The 14794-nt window shown below is 70.7% G+C and carries 14 protein-coding genes and 2 pseudogenes; 9 read left to right on the plus strand and 7 right to left on the minus strand.

What is annotated here, in order from left to right; translation table 11 throughout:
• Positions 1–174: 174 nt before the first annotated feature.
• Complete coding sequence (locus AC3ETA_RS21730) at positions 175–1677, plus strand: acyl-CoA synthetase (RefSeq protein WP_432194569.1); 1503 nt, start codon at positions 175–177, stop codon at positions 1675–1677.
• A 16-nt stretch (positions 1678–1693) separates the two neighbouring features.
• Here AC3ETA_RS21730 and AC3ETA_RS21735 read toward each other — a convergent pair.
• Positions 1694–2166: pseudogene (locus AC3ETA_RS21735) on the minus strand (DUF3500 domain-containing protein).
• 70 nt (positions 2167–2236) lie between these two features.
• Between AC3ETA_RS21735 and AC3ETA_RS21740 the strand changes: the two are divergent.
• The gene (locus AC3ETA_RS21740) at positions 2237–2689 is read left to right on the plus strand and encodes a hypothetical protein (protein WP_432194570.1); all 453 of its coding nucleotides are present in this window, start codon (positions 2237–2239) and stop codon (positions 2687–2689) included.
• 311 nt (positions 2690–3000) lie between these two features.
• On the opposite strand, the gene AC3ETA_RS21745 is transcribed toward AC3ETA_RS21740, so the two are convergent.
• Positions 3001–3567 carry a Uma2 family endonuclease gene (locus tag AC3ETA_RS21745; protein ID WP_432194571.1) on the minus strand — a complete coding sequence of 189 codons (567 nt, stop codon included), beginning with the start codon at positions 3565–3567 and terminating at the stop codon, positions 3001–3003.
• 608 nt (positions 3568–4175) lie between these two features.
• On the opposite strand from AC3ETA_RS21745, the pseudogene AC3ETA_RS21750 reads away from it, so the two are divergent.
• Together AC3ETA_RS21750 and AC3ETA_RS21755 are read left to right on the plus strand one after the other, a co-directional pair.
• Positions 4176–4328 (plus strand): annotated as a pseudogene (locus tag AC3ETA_RS21750) (undecaprenyl-diphosphatase); the annotation flags it as partial.
• A 161-nt stretch (positions 4329–4489) separates the two neighbouring features.
• Entirely contained in the window at positions 4490–4669 is a 180-nt protein-coding gene (locus AC3ETA_RS21755; protein WP_432194572.1) for a hypothetical protein, read from the plus strand.
• 153 nt (positions 4670–4822) lie between these two features.
• On the opposite strand, the gene AC3ETA_RS21760 is transcribed toward AC3ETA_RS21755, so the two are convergent.
• Entirely contained in the window at positions 4823–6412 is a 1590-nt protein-coding gene (locus tag AC3ETA_RS21760) for a PQQ-binding-like beta-propeller repeat protein (RefSeq protein WP_432194573.1), read from the minus strand.
• 936 nt (positions 6413–7348) lie between these two features.
• On the opposite strand from AC3ETA_RS21760, the gene AC3ETA_RS21765 reads away from it, so the two are divergent.
• Positions 7349–7834: a nuclear transport factor 2 family protein gene (locus tag AC3ETA_RS21765; protein WP_432194639.1), complete on the plus strand. Its 486-nt coding sequence runs from the start codon at positions 7349–7351 to the stop codon at positions 7832–7834.
• A 73-nt stretch (positions 7835–7907) separates the two neighbouring features.
• Positions 7908–9494 carry an apolipoprotein N-acyltransferase gene (lnt, locus tag AC3ETA_RS21770; protein ID WP_432194574.1) on the plus strand — a complete coding sequence of 529 codons (1587 nt, stop codon included), beginning with the start codon at positions 7908–7910 and terminating at the stop codon, positions 9492–9494.
• On the opposite strand, the gene AC3ETA_RS21775 is transcribed toward lnt, so the two are convergent.
• Positions 9418–10323 (minus strand): Gfo/Idh/MocA family protein, encoded by a 906-nt coding sequence (locus AC3ETA_RS21775; protein WP_432194575.1) that lies wholly within the window; start codon positions 10321–10323, stop codon positions 9418–9420. The two genes, lnt and AC3ETA_RS21775, sit on opposite strands and share 77 nt — an antisense overlap.
• 13 nt (positions 10324–10336) lie before the next feature.
• Positions 10337–11539 (minus strand): FAD-dependent monooxygenase, encoded by a 1203-nt coding sequence (locus AC3ETA_RS21780; RefSeq protein WP_432194576.1) that lies wholly within the window; start codon positions 11537–11539, stop codon positions 10337–10339.
• Positions 11540–11623: 84 nt separating this feature from the next.
• On the opposite strand from AC3ETA_RS21780, the gene AC3ETA_RS21785 reads away from it, so the two are divergent.
• From AC3ETA_RS21785 to AC3ETA_RS21795, 3 genes are all read left to right on the plus strand, one after another.
• Positions 11624–12250, plus strand: coding sequence for a TetR/AcrR family transcriptional regulator (locus AC3ETA_RS21785; protein WP_432194577.1), 627 nt, complete (start codon positions 11624–11626; stop codon positions 12248–12250).
• A 19-nt stretch (positions 12251–12269) separates the two neighbouring features.
• Positions 12270–12782, plus strand: coding sequence for a DinB family protein (locus AC3ETA_RS21790; protein ID WP_432194578.1), 513 nt, complete (start codon positions 12270–12272; stop codon positions 12780–12782).
• 112 nt (positions 12783–12894) lie between these two features.
• Positions 12895–13401 (plus strand): hypothetical protein, encoded by a 507-nt coding sequence (locus tag AC3ETA_RS21795; protein WP_432194579.1) that lies wholly within the window; start codon positions 12895–12897, stop codon positions 13399–13401.
• 33 nt (positions 13402–13434) lie between these two features.
• Here AC3ETA_RS21795 and AC3ETA_RS21800 read toward each other — a convergent pair whose 3' ends face one another.
• Positions 13435–13890, minus strand: coding sequence for a hypothetical protein (locus AC3ETA_RS21800; protein WP_432194580.1), 456 nt, complete (start codon positions 13888–13890; stop codon positions 13435–13437).
• 132 nt (positions 13891–14022) lie between these two features.
• The gene (gene ung / locus AC3ETA_RS21805) at positions 14023–14706 is read right to left on the minus strand and encodes a uracil-DNA glycosylase (protein ID WP_432194581.1); all 684 of its coding nucleotides are present in this window, start codon (positions 14704–14706) and stop codon (positions 14023–14025) included.
• Positions 14707–14794: the final 88 nt, after the last annotated feature.

Raw genomic sequence — 14794 nt, forward strand, 5'->3', positions numbered from 1 at the left:
CCACGGCGTCGCCACCATGGGTGGAGCCGAGCCGCCCCGACCACCGTTGAAAGGAAGCGCGCGGATCCGACAGGTGATCCAGCGCGCCGCGCACCACGGAGACGACACAAAGGGCCTCCGTCCCGAGCGGGGCAGGCGCCGCAACCGTAATTCCCACCTCTGAAGGAACACACGATGCGCAACGAGGGACTGGGATCGTGGCCCGCACGCCGAGCCCGCAAGACCCCCCGCCGCACCGCACTGATCCACGAGAACACCACGATCACGTACAGCCAGCTGTACGAGCGCACCACCCGCCTCGCACACGCGCTGCGCGCCCGCGGCGCCGGGCGCGGCGACCGGATCGCCTATCTCGGCCCCAACCATCCCTCCTATCTGGAGACGTTCTTCGCGGCAGGCACCCTCGGCGCGGTCTTCGTACCGCTCAACACCCGCCTCGCCGGACCCGAGATCGCCTACCAGCTGACCGACTCCGGCGCCAAGATTCTGGTCCACGCCCCCTCGCACGCCGGGCTCGTCGCGGGACTGCCGGGCACCACGGACGCTGTGAGGTACATCGAAGTCGGTCCCGCATACGAGGAGTTGATCACGTCCTCCTCCGGCGAGCCGATCGACGAACCCGTGACCGCCAACGACGTCTGCATCATCATGTACACCTCGGGGACCACAGGCCGCCCCAAGGGCGCCATGCTCACCCACGGCAACCTCACCTGGAACGCGGTCAACGTCCTCGTGGACAGCGACCTCGCCTCCGACGAACGCGCACTGGTGGCGGCGCCCCTGTTCCACTGCGCGGCACTGAACATGCTTGCCATGCCAACCCTGCTGAAAGGCGGGGCCTGCGTCCTGGTCGACGCGTTCGACGCCGGCAGCGCGCTGGAACTGACCGAACGGTACGGCATCACCTTCATCTTCGGTGTACCCACCATGTTCGATCTGATGGCCCGTCACCCGAGCTGGCCGGAGACGGACCTGTCCTCGCTGCGGACCCTCCTGTGCGGCGGCTCTCCGGTTCCGACACCCCTCATCGACGCCTACCAGGAACGAGGGCTCGCCTTCCAGCAGGGCTACGGCATGACCGAGGCGACGCCCGGCGTGTGCTTCCTGGACGCCGAGCACTCCGTCACCAAGGCCGGCTCCGCGGGTGTACCGCACTTCTTCACGGACGTCCGGGTCGTCCACCCCGACTCCTCCCCTGCAGGCCCCGGCGAGCCCGGCGAGGTCCTGGTCAGCGGCCCCAACGTCATGCCCGGCTACTGGGGACTCCCCGAGGCGACGGCCGCCGTCCTCACGGACGGCTGGTACCGCAGCGGGGACGTGGCCCGCCTCGACGACGACGGCTACGTCTACATCGTCGACCGTATGAAGGATCTGATCATCTCCGGTGGCGAGAACGTCTACCCTGCCGAGGTCGAGGACCGGCTCCTCACCCATCCCGACATCGTGGACTGCGCGGTCATCGGCGTACCGGACGACAAGTGGGGCGAGGCGCCGCACGCGGTCGTCGTTCACCGCCCGGATGCCGACCTCACCCCCGACGACGTGATCGCGTCCCTGGCCGGACGCCTGGCCAAGTACAAGATCCCCAAATCGGTTGTTCTGATCACCGATGAACTCCCCCGCAACGCTTCCGGCAAACTGCTGAAGTCGCGGATCCGGGATCTGTACGGCGGTTGAGCCGGGAGGTTTCGGATCACTGGTGGTGCGGGGATGTCAGGGAGTGCTGCCGCAGCAGTTCTCTGCCGTAGTCGTTGCCGTTCGGCGTGCAGATGACGGAGTGGATGCGTTTCTGGCTCGGGCCGTCGGCCCGGGTCTTGCCGTATGCGGGTCCGAGCGGTCCGGCCGCCTGGCAGTCGGCCTCGATCCAGACGACCGGGCTGTGGATGCGCAGGTAGAAGGGTCGTCGTCTCCGGTGCCGCCGATCCAGGGGGCGTAGGTGTCGTGAAGGTGGGCGCGGATCTCGGACATGCGGACCTTCGCCGCGTCGGCCTTCGCGCGGCCTACGAAGGCCTCGGCGACCGCGAGGAGCTTCTTCTGCTTGGCCGCGGTCAGCGCGGTGGCGCGGGGGCCGACGTACTTTTCGACGGCGTGTCGGCGAAGGCGCCCGCCAAGGACGGAGACATTGACGCCGGGCCTGACGGCTAACGCAACAGTGTTGCACTTCATGGGACGCCATCCAGGCCTCGGTGTTCGCACAGGGAGAGCCTGACCACCACCGCCGTATCAAGTCCGTGCCGTGCACAAGCACCCACGCCCATTTGACCAGCCCCAGGTCACGCACGTAACCCAGATCGTCGTCGTACGTGTCCGTCGGCAGGAGCAGCTCGCCCGCGATCACCGGCTGGATCACCCGCCGCACCCGGTCCTCGCCCAACCTGGCGGCCAGCGAGTCCAGATGCGTCGCACGCGCCAGGATCAGCCGCTCCTTCGCCTCCTCCATGTGCTCGGCCGTGATCGGCCTGTCCGACGGCACCCCCATCTCCTCGACGACCTCCCGGGCCAGCGCGTTGACCAGCCGCGGCTGTCCCTGGGTAAAGCCGAAGGCACACTCCAGCGCATCCACCGTGAAATCCTGGCCCGTCTGCGCGGTGTGCTGCCCGTACAGCTCGGCGACCTCGGCCGCGGTGAAGTCGCCCAACCGCAGCGACGCCACCTTGATGTTGAACGGACTCCCACCGGCTCCCTCTGACCCGGCGCCGTCGGCACGCCGCCCGGACCAGAGTTCGTACCGGACCGCACCCACATCATCGAAGTCATACTCAGCGCCACCGCACACGACCAGCGAGATCGAGATACGAGCAGTGGCTGGGGGCGGGGGCAGCTTGCTGCGGGTTCCCAGGTATGCGATCGGACAGCGCGAGTGGACGCTACGGAAACCGCCCGGTCCGCCGAACGGAGGAGCGTGGGATACGTGACACCGGCGCGGTGCCGGGGCCGGCGGCCCCGGCCACCCAGCAGGGCCGGGGAACCGCACCGGAATAAGGCCGGGAAGAAACGGCTTCAGCGGATCTTCTTGAAGTCGGTGCGCACTGTCACCGCAACTCCCGCGAGGGAAAATTCGATCTCCTCACCGAACCGGTAGGGCACCGCCGAGGTGTACTCGTCGCCCTTCGGCGCCTGGTAGAGCACACACTCCCCGGTCAACACATCGACGATCAGATACGTGGGAATCCCGCGCGCCGCATACTGGTTGAGCTTGCGCCCATAGTCCTGCCCGACCGTCGAGCGGGACACGCTCTCGGCCACGAAGTGAACATGCTTCTGGTCGACGAAGGCATCACCCGGACCAAGCGCACCCGCGTCGACCACCAGCACATCGGGCTCGGGCGTGTAACCGTCCCTCTCCGGCAGTACGCCCTTGTCCCGCGTGACGTGCAGACCGGACTCCCCTCCGAGCTGCTCCGCCAGCTGCAACCGGATCGAATCATCCGCCTCGCTGTGCGCCTCCGTCACCGGCGACATGTACAGGCGCCCCTGGTCGAACAGCAGCTTGACCGCCTTGGGCAGCTTCATCGAGCTGCGCACCTGGCGCAGCCACTGCGCATACTCCGGATACATCGCGGTCATCGCGCCTCCCTGCTCATCCCGAGATACCGCCATCGTACGGGCCGGGCACCACGAACCAAGCGGATGTTGACATAGGCTCCGGGACACGCTGGGAGTCGCGGCCAACCGGTCGTCGCCCCAAGCGCCCATCTCCCCGACCAGCTTCTCGCCGTATGTGTCCACGCCGACACCTCTTGGAAACGCACCGGGTCACAGCTACCTGGTTGTGTTCACCTCCTGGCACCAGATGAAGCCCGAGGACATCGACCGACTCAACCGGCTGCACCACGTCAAGGTGACGATGCTGTTCACGTACTCAGGCATCGACAACAAGGACATCGAGCCGTACCCGTCAGACGTGGCGGCGGAGTCGCTGAAGCTCATGAGTGCACCGCGGGAGCGTCAGTACCGCACTGTTCTCTGGTGGCATGGCCGGGAAGCACCAGCCACGTCGACGGCTCCCCTGTCTTTCGTCCGGTCGTCGGTGGCAAGGTCGTTTTTGCCGATTCGCTGCAAACCAGGTGGCTGCGCTTCATGGCCAGCGAGAGGAGAGTACTGGAAACGTGCCGTCTCCCACCGCCCTTCCATTCGATCTTGAAAAGTGGCGGAAAACAGCAGGTCAAAGCCGCTCCGGACACGTCGTCATAGATTCGTTCATGAAGTACATCTCCACCAAGAGCTTCATGCCGTTCGTCTGGTACCGCATCGTCCTCGGCATCGTCATCATCGCCCTGGTGACGGCGGGCGTCCTGAGCCCGCGCGCGGCGGAGTCGGCGGGCTGACGAGCACCGTAGCGGCAGGCCCCGGGGCCGCGTTCCGGGCCCCGGACCTGCTGACTTGCCGGTCAGTAATAGAGGCCCGGCCGAAATCCGTGACCAATCACATACGGTGCGCGTAGCCGTCCGGTAGCGGACCGTCAGCTCTTGCCCCTAGGCTTGTCGGCATGTCCCCCGATTCCTTAGGCCCTGGTTCCGTGCGGTCTGCCACCGAGGTGAACGAGGCCATTCGCGCCCTGTGGTTGCGTGCGGGCGGTTCACTGTCCGCCCAGGAGCGAGCGAAGTACGAGCTGTTGGTGGTCGAGTGGGCCGCTGCCATCCGCAGCGACGTCATCGAAGCCGCTTGAAGAGGGGATCCTGAGAAGGACAGCCCCAGTTGACGCCGAGCCGCGGTTGCAGCGGCCGCGTTCGAGGGCGCAGGGCCGCCTCCAGGCCCGCCGATGCGCGAGGACCTCGTCCTCCAGCGGCGGTCGGCTTCCCACATCTTTCTGCCGCCCCGGTCAACCCGGGACCGAGCAGTCCAGGATCCGCCCGTCCACCGTCCCCACGATCAGCCGCTGTTGATCAGCCCGGTACGCGGCGGACAGCGGCGTGACCGGGTGGCCGTGCGCGCGCAGGGTGCGCCGGGCCCGCACCTCGCCCGTCGCCGTGTCCAGGATCTCCACCTCACCGGTGAGATACACGACGTACATCCTCCGCTCGTCGCCGTCGAGATCGGCGAGCGGTTTGTCGGTGCTGTGCACCCAGCGTGCCTCCCCGCCCGGCAGACGGCGGCTCACGACATACGTGCCCTCGCGGCCTTCCGCGTAGGTGGCGCCCGGTTCGTACGACCGGCCCGCGTGGATGAGGGTGTCCGTCAGCTCGACGGCGGGGCCGTACCAGGGCTGGAGAGTGGACGCCGGGTCCCAGCGCAGGGGAAAGAGGGGGCGTGGGGTGGCGGGGCCATGAGCGCCGGGAGGATCGATCGCGTGGATCCACGGGGTGTCGTCGTCCGGGCCGGGTCCGTCCACGTACAGCAGACGGGCGCTGTGTCTGACGCGCTGCGCTGGGGAGTTGGAGCGGCTGGGAGCGAGGTCGAGGCGTGCTGCCTCCTGGTGCGTCGGGGCGAACAGCAGCGTGGCGTGCGCGTCGCGCCCTTGCGGGCGCATCGCGAGCCAGCCCTCGTCCGCGGCGCACAGTGCGGGTACCGACGGTATGTCCACGCTGTCCACCACACCGCCGTCCGCCGTCGATATCCGCTGAACGGTGACCGCGCGGTCGACCAGTCGTCCCGTCACCTCGTCGCGCCGGTAGCCCTGGTACGTCACCCACGCCGACTCACCGTCCGGCGCCGCCTCGACCCGGACGCTCCCCTCCCCGTCGGCGGGAAGAGTCCACCTCGGCGTGCCCGACGGATCCCAGCATTCGAGGTCCGTGTGCCGGCCGGTGGCGAGCACCCGGCCATCGGCCAGCACCGCCAGGTCCCGCACCTCCGCCCGTCGCCGCCACCGGTCCTCGGTCAGCCGCGCGAGGGTGTCCTGCACACGGGGGTCGTGCAGGAGCCCGCTCTCGACCGTCGGACGGCGGGCCTCGTCGGGGTCGACCAGACCGGCCGGAGCGGACAGCCAGTCCTCCACCGCGACGGCCAGCTCGAAGCCCTTGCGGAAGCCGCCGTCCTTGTCCTCGGGGGAGAGCAGCATCGCGAGCCTGCCGTCCTCCAGCCAGCGCAGGTGGCGCACTTGGCGGCTCTTGCTCAGCAGGTTCGTCACGCACCCGGTCTCCAGGTGCAGCAGGAGCAGTTGTCCCTCGAAGTCCCACGAGCCGTCGTAGCGGCCGGTGCCGACGGCGACGAGCGGTAGCTCGGGGTGAGGCTCAACGGCACATACGGAGTAGCGGGAGGCGACGACGTGGCGCGGACGGAAGGTGTCGGCCTCGTACACGCCGATCCGGTGGCTCAGCCATTGGCCCGTACCGCGCCACATGACATGTCCGAGGTCACCGGCCGCGATGACACAGCCGTGACGTGCGTCGGTCACCGCCCACGCGGGCCGGCCGATCTCGGCGAACGGCTGGTCCCCGAGTATCCGGCGGACGCTCAGCTCATCCGGCATGACGGTCTCCCCCAAGGTCGCGCACGGTTTGGTTCCCTGAGTTGCGGCCGCGTGTCCCTGGGTCGGTCGCCGCCGAGCAGGGTTGAGTTCAAGGCAGCAGGCGGGTGAGGCACCGGACGTGCAACTGTTCGGAACCGGCAGGAGTCTAGCGATCGAAGCGACGTGCTCTCTGAAGACACCGTCCGTTTCCCCCAAGACACCGTCCGTTCCCCCTGAGACACCGTCCGTTCCCCCGCGTTCCCGACAGAGGTTCCCCCTGTGCCGATGCCCCCGCGCAACCGTCGCGCCTCCCGTACCGCCGCTGCCGCCCTCGCGCCGCCGGTCTGATCGTGCTGGGCGCGGCTCCCGCCGCCCCCGCCGATGAAACCGCACCCGAATTGGCCATCGGAGGCATCGAGCCGATCGACGGAGGGCAACCGGGGAGCAACTTCGGTCTGCCGGTCACCGTGACGAACGAGGGCACTCAAGCCTCCGCGAAGGTGTGGGTCACCTACGCCGTCACCCGGGGACTCGATGTCGCGGAGGTTCCCTCCAACTGCCGTACACAGCAGGTCCGGTTCTACGACGAGATGCCCGAGAGGTGGACCGCGGTATCGTGCCGTCACCTCCGTCAACCATGCCGACTTCCAGGTGACGGGTGCCGCGTTGAGGGGGCGCGTCGGTGAAACGGTGCCGATGAAGGCGGAGTTCACCAACGCCGGGCCCGCCTGGGTCATGGCCGAGGTGGGGGAGCCGTCCACGAGGGTCGTGATCACGCCGCCCGCCGGAACGTCCGTCGTCGGGACCCCGGGGTTCTGCAAGGCCAAGGGCGAGGCGTACGAGTGCGGCATGAGGCGGCGGGCTCTCAACGAGGGCGGCCGAGAGACCTACACCTTCCAGCTGAATAACTCCGTCCGGCCTCTTGGAACCGTCCACCTCATGCCCAACACTGAGCCGATGACGCAGCGTGTGGAACTAGCCACCCTGAGGGACCGGTTGGCGGTCGACGAAGTGATCACCGACTACGCGGTGGCCGTGGACGACGGCGACTGGCCGTTGTACCGGAGCCTGTTCGCCCCCGACGGGCGCGCGGACTACCGCTCGGCCGGCGGCATCGAGGGGGACGCCGGCAGCATCGCCGCATGGCTCGCGGAGAGCCTGCAGTCGTGCTCGATGCGCCAGCACCTCATCGTCAACCGCCGGGTCCGCTTCGGGACCCTGGAGCAGGACACCGGCGACACCGCCCGGGTGCAGGCCGACTACGTCAATCCGATGCGGTTCGCGGCGGACGGCGAGGGCTCCCCGGCGCCCGACTTCGTGTGCGGCGGCCGGTACGCCTTCGGGCTGCTGCGCACGGACGACGGATGGCGGCTGCGCGAGGTCGTCGTCCGGGAGAAATGGCGCCGCATGCCCGAGCGGACCGCCCCGGCGGTGATCGACTGAGCGGACGCCCACTGTCCCGCTGTCAGTGCCTGTGAGCACACTGGAAGGACCACGAGGTGGGTAGGGAGGCCGCATGAAGACGATCAGCGACTGGCTCGCCTCACCCTGGCGGCACTCCACCGTCGCCGTCCTCGCCGGTGCGCTGCCCGTGCTCGCCTTCCCGCAGCCGTCGCTGTGGTGGTTCGCCTACGTCGCCCTGGTCCCGTGGATCGCGCTCATCCGCAAGGCGCCGACCGGGAAGCGGGCGCTGCGCGACGGCTGGTGGGGCGGCTTCGGCTTCATGCTGGCGATGCACCACTGGCTGCTGCCCAACCTGCACGTCTTCACGTTCGTCATCGCCGGCCTGCTCGGCGCCCTGTGGGCCCCCTGGGCCTGGCTGGTGCGCCGTTTCCTGGGCGCGGCCACCCCCTCCCCCGGCCGGGTGGCGGCGGCACTCGCCGTACTTCCGTCCGGCTGGCTGATGATCGAGCTCGTCCGCTCCTGGCAGGGCCTCGGCGGCCCGTGGGGCGTGCTGGGCTCCAGCCAGTGGCAGGTCGAGCCCGCGCTGCGACTCGCCTCGGTGGGCGGGGTGTGGCTGATCAGCTTCCTGGTGGTGACCGTGAACGTCGCGGTCGCCGTGCTGGTGACGGTGCGCGCGTCCCGGGTCCCCGCGGTGGCCGGTCTCGCCGCCACCGCCGTGGCCACCTCGGCCGCCTGGGTGTGGTCCCCGCGCCCCCACGTCCAGGACCGGGTCCGGACAGCGGTCGTACAGCCCGGGGTCATCCAGGGCGGCACGGACGGGCCCGACCGGCGCTTCGACCGCGAGGAGCAGCTCACCCGTGAGCTGGCGGGCCAGGACGTCGACCTGATCGTGTGGGGCGAGAGCAGCGTCGGCTTCGACCTCGGCGAGCGGCCCGACCTCGCCCGGCGGCTAGCGGCGCTCTCCCGGGAGACCGGGGTGAACATCCTGGTCAACGTGGACGCGCGGCGCTCGGACAAGCCCGGCATCTACAAGAGCTCCATCCTGATCGGCCCGGACGGCCCGACGGGGGCCCGCTACGACAAGATGCGGCTGGTGCCCTTCGGGGAGTACATACCGATGCGCTCGATGCTGGGGTGGGCGACTTCCGTGGGCAGGGCGGCCGGCGAGGACCGCAGGCGCGGCACCCAGCAGGTCGTGATGGATGCCGGGCGCGGGCTGCGGATCGGCCCGATGGTCTGCTTCGAGACCGCGTTCTCCGACATGAGCCGCAACCTCGCCGACCGTGGCGCCGAGGTGCTGGTCGCCCAGTCGGCGACGTCGACGTTCCAGCAGAGCTGGGCCCCGGAGCAGCATGCCTCGCTGGCCGCGCTGCGCGCCGCCGAGACCGGCCGGCCGATGGTGCACGCGACACTGACCGGCGTCTCCGCCGTGTACGGTCCGAGCGGGCAGCGCATAGGTCCCTGGCTCGGGACCGGCGCGAGCACGAGCGCGGTCTACGAGGTGCCGCTGTCCGGCGGTGTCACGCCGTACGTCCGCTTCGGCGACTGGCCGGTGCACGCGGCGCTGCTGGTCATGGCCGTCTGGTGCGTGAGCCAGGGCGTCCGGACACTGCGGCCCCGGTTCAGGCGGTCCGCTCCTGAACCGCACGTACGACCCGCTCGCACAGCTCATGGGTCGCCAGCGCGTCCCGGGCACTGAGCACCTTGCCCGCGCGCACGGCGTCGAGGAAGGCGAGCGTGACCTGCTCGATGCCGCGCTGCCGGGCCACCGGCACCCAGTCCCCGCGCCGTCGCACGGTCGGCTGCCCCTTGTGGTCGACGACCTCGGCGAGGTTGAGGACCTGCCGCTTGGTGTCCTGCCCGGACACCTCGAGGATCTCCTCGGCCGAGCCGCTGAGCCGGTTCATCACACCGAGCGCGGTGAAGCCGTCCCCGGCGAGCTGCAGCACGACGTGGTGCAGCAGCCCGTCCACCACGCGGGCCCGCACGGTCACGTCGTCGACCGGGCCGGGCGCGAGGAAGCGCAGGGTGTCCACGACGTGGATGAAGTCGTCCAGGATCATCGTGCGCGGCTCTTCCGGCAGCCCGATCCGGTTCTTCTGCATCAGGATCAGCTCGCGCGGATGGTCGGCGCACTGTGCGTAGCCGGGGGCGTAGCGCCGGTTGAAGCCGACGGCGAGGCTCACGTTCCGCTGCTCGGCGAGGGCCACCAGCCGCTCGGAGTCGGTGAGCCGGTAGGCCAGCGGCTTGTCGACGTACGTCGCCACGCCGGCCTCCAGCAGCCGGGTCACGATCTCCGGGTGGGCGCCGGTGGGCGCGTGCACGAACGCGGCGTCGAGGTCCTGGGCGAGCAGTGAGTCGAGGTCCTCGTGGCGCTGGGCGGCGGGCAGGTGAAGGCCGTCGGCGACCCGGGCGAGCGTCGCGGGCGTACGGGTCTGGAGGTGCAGTTCGACCCCGGGGAGGCCGCCGAGCACCGGCAGGTAGGCCTTCTGCGCGATGTCGCCGAGTCCGATGCAGCCGACCTTCACAGGGTTGTCTCCTCTAGCTGTTGCCGGACGGGCCGGTGGTTGCCTGCCGGGTCTTCCCGGCAGCATACGGCGCCTGCGGCGGCCGCCAGTCGGCGATGCCCTCGAAGCCCCGCAGGAACAGCAGCGGCGCCGCCTTGGACACCGCGGTCAGCGCCGTGTTCCGTACGGCGATCCCGGCGCGGCCGGTCATCATGTTCAGCCGGCCGGCGCGGACGGCCTGGCGTGCGACGGCGGTCGTGCGCGGCAGGCGGGCCGCGGTGTAGCCGGCGAGGTCGGCGCCGTGGTGGGCCAGGACGACGGCGTCCTCGATGGCCTGGTTGCCGCCCTGCCCGAGCGTCGGCGGCATCGCGTGCGCGGCGTCCCCGATCAGGGCGACCCGGCCGCGGTGGTAGGCCGGCAGCGGGTCGGCGATGTGGTGGACGTCGTGGCGCAGGACGTCCTCGGGGCGGGCGGCGGCGAGGATCGCGGGGATCGGGTCGTGCCAGTCGCCGTACCGGCGCAGCAGTTCGGCCTTCTCGTCGTCGGGGGCGCGCTCTCCGGCGGGGGTGACGGCCGCGGCGTAGGCGTAGACCCTGCCGTCCTTGAGCGGGTGCGAGCCCCAGATGCGGCCCCGGCCCCAGGTCTCGTGCGAGGCGAACCGCGCGCCGGGCACGGGGATGACGACCCGCCAGGTGGTGAACCCGGAGTAGACGGCCCCCCGGTGGTGCGGGAACAGCGCCCGCCGTACGACAGACCGGATGCCGTCGGCGGCCACCACGAGGTCGGTCTCCACTTCGCCGTCCGGTGTGCTCACGCGCGCAGGACGATCGGCGTCGCCCGGGTCGGCGAGGCTCGCGTCGATCCCGGTGCGGACGGCCTCGGACGGGAGCCGTGCGGCGAGGCTGTTGATGAGGGTGGCCCGGTGCAGCAGGACGAGGGGCCCGCCGAAGCGGGCGGCGACGGCGTCGGCGTCCGTGCGGGAGAGCCAACGCCCGGACGGCGTGCGCAGTCCGCCGTCGCCCTGCCAGGCCGCGAGGTCGCGGATCTCGTCGCCGACGTCGATGACGTCCAGCGCGCGCAGGGAGTTCGGTGCGAGGGAGATGGCCGCGCCGACCGGTTCCAGGGACGGCGCCCGCTCCAGCACGGTGACGTCCCAGCCGCCGTCGCGCAGGGCGACGGCCGCGGTCAGGCCTCCGATGCCGCCACCGATGACGACGGCCCGTCTCGACTGCGCCATGACCCCTCCAGAGCGGACTACAGGTGTAGTACCTTCGCCCGCCGACTGTACTACAGGCGTAGTGAGAGGAGTAGGTTGATCTCCATGTCCGAACGCACCACGGGCGCCGCGCGCGCCGATCTCGTCGCCGACACCGCCCTCGCGCTGCTCGCCGAGCGCGGGATGCGCGGGCTCACGCACCGGGCGGTCGACGAGACGGCCGGGCTGCCGCAGGGGTCCACGTCGAACGTGGCGCGCACCCGGCAGGCACTGCTGGAGCTGGCCGTGCGCCGGCTCGCCGACCGCGAGGCGAAGGTCCTGGCGCTGGAGGAGATGCCGGACCCGCGTGGCGGCCCGGACTCGCTGGTGGACGGACTGGCGCTGGCCACGCACCGTGCCCTGACCCGCAACCGCGAACTGACCCTCGCCCGTTACGAACTGGCCCTGGAGGCCACGCGCCGCCCCGGGCTGCGCGCCTACTTCGACGCGACCGGCGCCCGCTTCCGCGACCAGCTGGCCGCCCTGGTGACCGCGGCGGGCTCGACGACCCCTGACCGGCACGTGCTGTCGCTGATCGCGTGGGCGGACGGGCTGATGTTCAGCTGTGTCGCCGGGTCCTTCAGCGCGGAGGTGCCGAGCCTGGACACGGTGCGGGCGGGGCTGCGCGAACTGCTCGGCGGGATGTTCGGCGGTGCGTCTGCGCCCGCGAAAACTGCTGGTGAACCAGGGTGAGTTGAGCGACGATGCGGGCATGACGACAGAACGCGAGGAGCCCGCGACCACCGCCGACGAGCGCTCGATGCTGGAGGGCTGGCTGGACTACCACCGCCGGACGCTCGCGTGGAAGTGCGAGGGCCTGACCGACGCCCAGCTGAGGACCGCCTCCGTGGAGCCGTCCGAGCTGTCCCTGATGGGGCTGGTGCGGCACATGGCGGAGGTGGAGCGCGGCTGGTTCCGTCAGGTGCTCGCGGGCGACGACGCAGGGCCCGTCTACGGCTCCGAGGAGGACCCGGACGGCGAGTTCCATCTCACCGGGGCGGACACCTGGCAGGAGGCGTACACCACCTGGCAGGCCGAGATCGACATCGCCCGCAGCAACGCGGCCGGGTTCGCCCTGGACGACCTCTCCAAGGCCCGGAGCAGGCGCACCGGCGAGCAGTTCAACCTGCGGTGGATCTACACCCACATGATCGAGGAGTACGCCCGTCACAACGGGCACGCCGACCTGATCCGCGAGCGCCTCGACGGCGCGACCGGCGACTGACGTCAGCCGGGGCGGGCCCGCACCGCCCGTACGGGGCCGGAGATCACCCGTGTGGACCAACCTCTGCTTGTCCGCTGTCCCAACGGGCGGACGACCCAGCAGAGTTGCGCGCGTGCATCGAACGACGACCACCGCAACGCTCCTGGTCACCGTGGCCGTCTCGGCCCTCGGCGGCTGCACGACGGTCCAGCAGCCGACGGCTCCCGGGACATCGTCGGCGCCGTCCCGGCCGCCGGTTCCGGGGCCGGGCGTCCACACCGACCCGAAGGTCGTCCAGGCGCCGGCCCGCGAGGCCCTGACCCTCGTCGACCCGTCCCGGAGCCCGGAGACCGCGCCGTCCGACGCACACTCCGCGTCCCCCACTCCCCCGTCCCGGCCGGCGCCCCCGTCTGCCCGCGCGCACTCCCCCGAAGGCCACCAGGACCGACGGGAACCGGGCCGCCCGCACTCCGACGACCGCGGCCCGCAGCGGCCGGCCGCGCCGGTCCCGGACATGTCGCAGTCGCTGCCGGAGCAGGTCCCGGGCAACGGGGACGTCTGCGAGCTGGGCAGGAAATACGGCGGCTGGCGGCCGGACAGCCCGGAGTCGCGGATCTGCGACAGGACGTACGGACACTGAAGGCGGCTTCCAGCCGACGTCCCCCAGGTGCCCCTAGGCGCCGTCCCCCAGCCGCCCCTCCAGCCGCAGAATCCGCGCCCGCACCCCGTCACCGTAGCTGTCGTCCCCCAGTACCTCCGCCGCTCCGCGCGCCCGTCGCAGATGGGCGATGGCCGACTCCGTGCGGTCGAGCTTCACGTAGTCGGCCGCCAGGTTCAGATGCAGCGAGGGATACAGCGCGCGTACGGCGACCGCGCCGTCGGCCCCCTCCGCCGCCGTCAACGCCCGCAGATCCCAGGCCAGTTCGTCCAGCGGGTCGTCCTGGGTGTCGGCCAGGTAGTGGGCCAGCGTGCACCGGTGCAGCGGGTCGGCTTCCTCGCCGAGCTCCGCCCACAGGTCCAGCAGGCGGCGCCGGGCCTCCTCGCGGTCCCCGGCGTGCAGGAGCATCACGACCTGCCCGATCCGCGTGAGCACCGCGTCCGGTGCCGTCTGCCCCTGTCGCTCGGCCACCGCGTCCTCCGGCCCTCGTCGGCTGGTCCCACCCGACGCTAACCGCCCCCACCGGCATTCCCGGTCAGGCGGCTCCGGTGCGGCGCCTGGCCGGGGCCCTTCGACGGCCCGGCCCGGCGGGCGGGAGGCCGGTCAGCCCAGGTTCGGGATGCGCCAGTCGATCGGCTCGTGGCCCTGCCGGGCGACCGCCTCGTCGATCTGGGTGAACGGGCGGGACCCGAAGAACTTCTTCGCCGACAGCGGCGAGGGGTGCGCGCCCTTGACCACCACGTGCCGGGTCTCGTCGATGAGCGGGAGCTTCTTCTGGGCGTAGTTGCCCCACAGCACGAACACCGCCGGGTCGGGCCGGCCGGCGACGGCCTTGATCACCGCGTCGGTGAACTTCTCCCAGCCCTTGCCCTTGTGCGAGTTCGCCTCGCCGGAGCGGACCGTCAGCACCGCGTTGAGCAGCAGGACGCCCTGCTCGGCCCACGGCATCAGATAGCCGTTGTCCGGGACGGGGTGGCCGAGCTCCTGCTGCATCTCCTTGTAGATGTTGCGCAGCGAGGGCGGTGTCTTCACGCCGGGACGGACCGAGAAGCACAGGCCGTGGCCCTGGCCCTCGCCGTGGTACGGGTCCTGGCCGAGGATCAGGACCTTCACCTTGTCGTACGGCGTCGCGTCCAGCGCCGCGAAGACCTCCTCGCGCGGCGGGTAGACGGGACCCTTCGCCCGCTCCTCCTCGACGAACTCCGTCAGCTCCTTGAAGTAGGGCTGCTGCAGCTCGTCGCCCAGAACCCCGCGCCAGGACTCGGGCAGCATGGCGGTGTCGGTCACGTCAACTTCCTCACGGTGTACGGCAGACGATGTGCGGTCCACGACCGGCGGTCGCGTCCAGGCATCAGAACCTACAGGCGGCCACTGA

This window comes from Streptomyces sp. bgisy027, from assembly GCF_057710365.1.

Bases quoted from the DNA above. Each gene is read 5' to 3' on its own strand.
- AC3ETA_RS21745 (WP_432194571.1), bottom strand. From the start codon at position 3,567: ATGACCGCGATGTATCCGGAGTATGCGCAGTGGCTGCGCCAGGTGCGC.
- AC3ETA_RS21785 (WP_432194577.1), top strand. From the start codon at position 11,624: ATGTCCGAACGCACCACGGGCGCCGCGCGCGCCGATCTCGTCGCCGAC.
- AC3ETA_RS21780 (WP_432194576.1), bottom strand. From the start codon at position 11,539: ATGGCGCAGTCGAGACGGGCCGTCGTCATCGGTGGCGGCATCGGAGGC.
- lnt (WP_432194574.1), top strand. From the start codon at position 7,908: ATGAAGACGATCAGCGACTGGCTCGCCTCACCCTGGCGGCACTCCACC.
- AC3ETA_RS21765 (WP_432194639.1), top strand. From the start codon at position 7,349: ATGACGCAGCGTGTGGAACTAGCCACCCTGAGGGACCGGTTGGCGGTC.
- AC3ETA_RS21730 (WP_432194569.1), top strand. From the start codon at position 175: ATGCGCAACGAGGGACTGGGATCGTGGCCCGCACGCCGAGCCCGCAAG.
- AC3ETA_RS21760 (WP_432194573.1), bottom strand. From the start codon at position 6,412: ATGCCGGATGAGCTGAGCGTCCGCCGGATACTCGGGGACCAGCCGTTC.
- AC3ETA_RS21755 (WP_432194572.1), top strand. From the start codon at position 4,490: ATGTCCCCCGATTCCTTAGGCCCTGGTTCCGTGCGGTCTGCCACCGAG.
- AC3ETA_RS21790 (WP_432194578.1), top strand. From the start codon at position 12,270: ATGACGACAGAACGCGAGGAGCCCGCGACCACCGCCGACGAGCGCTCG.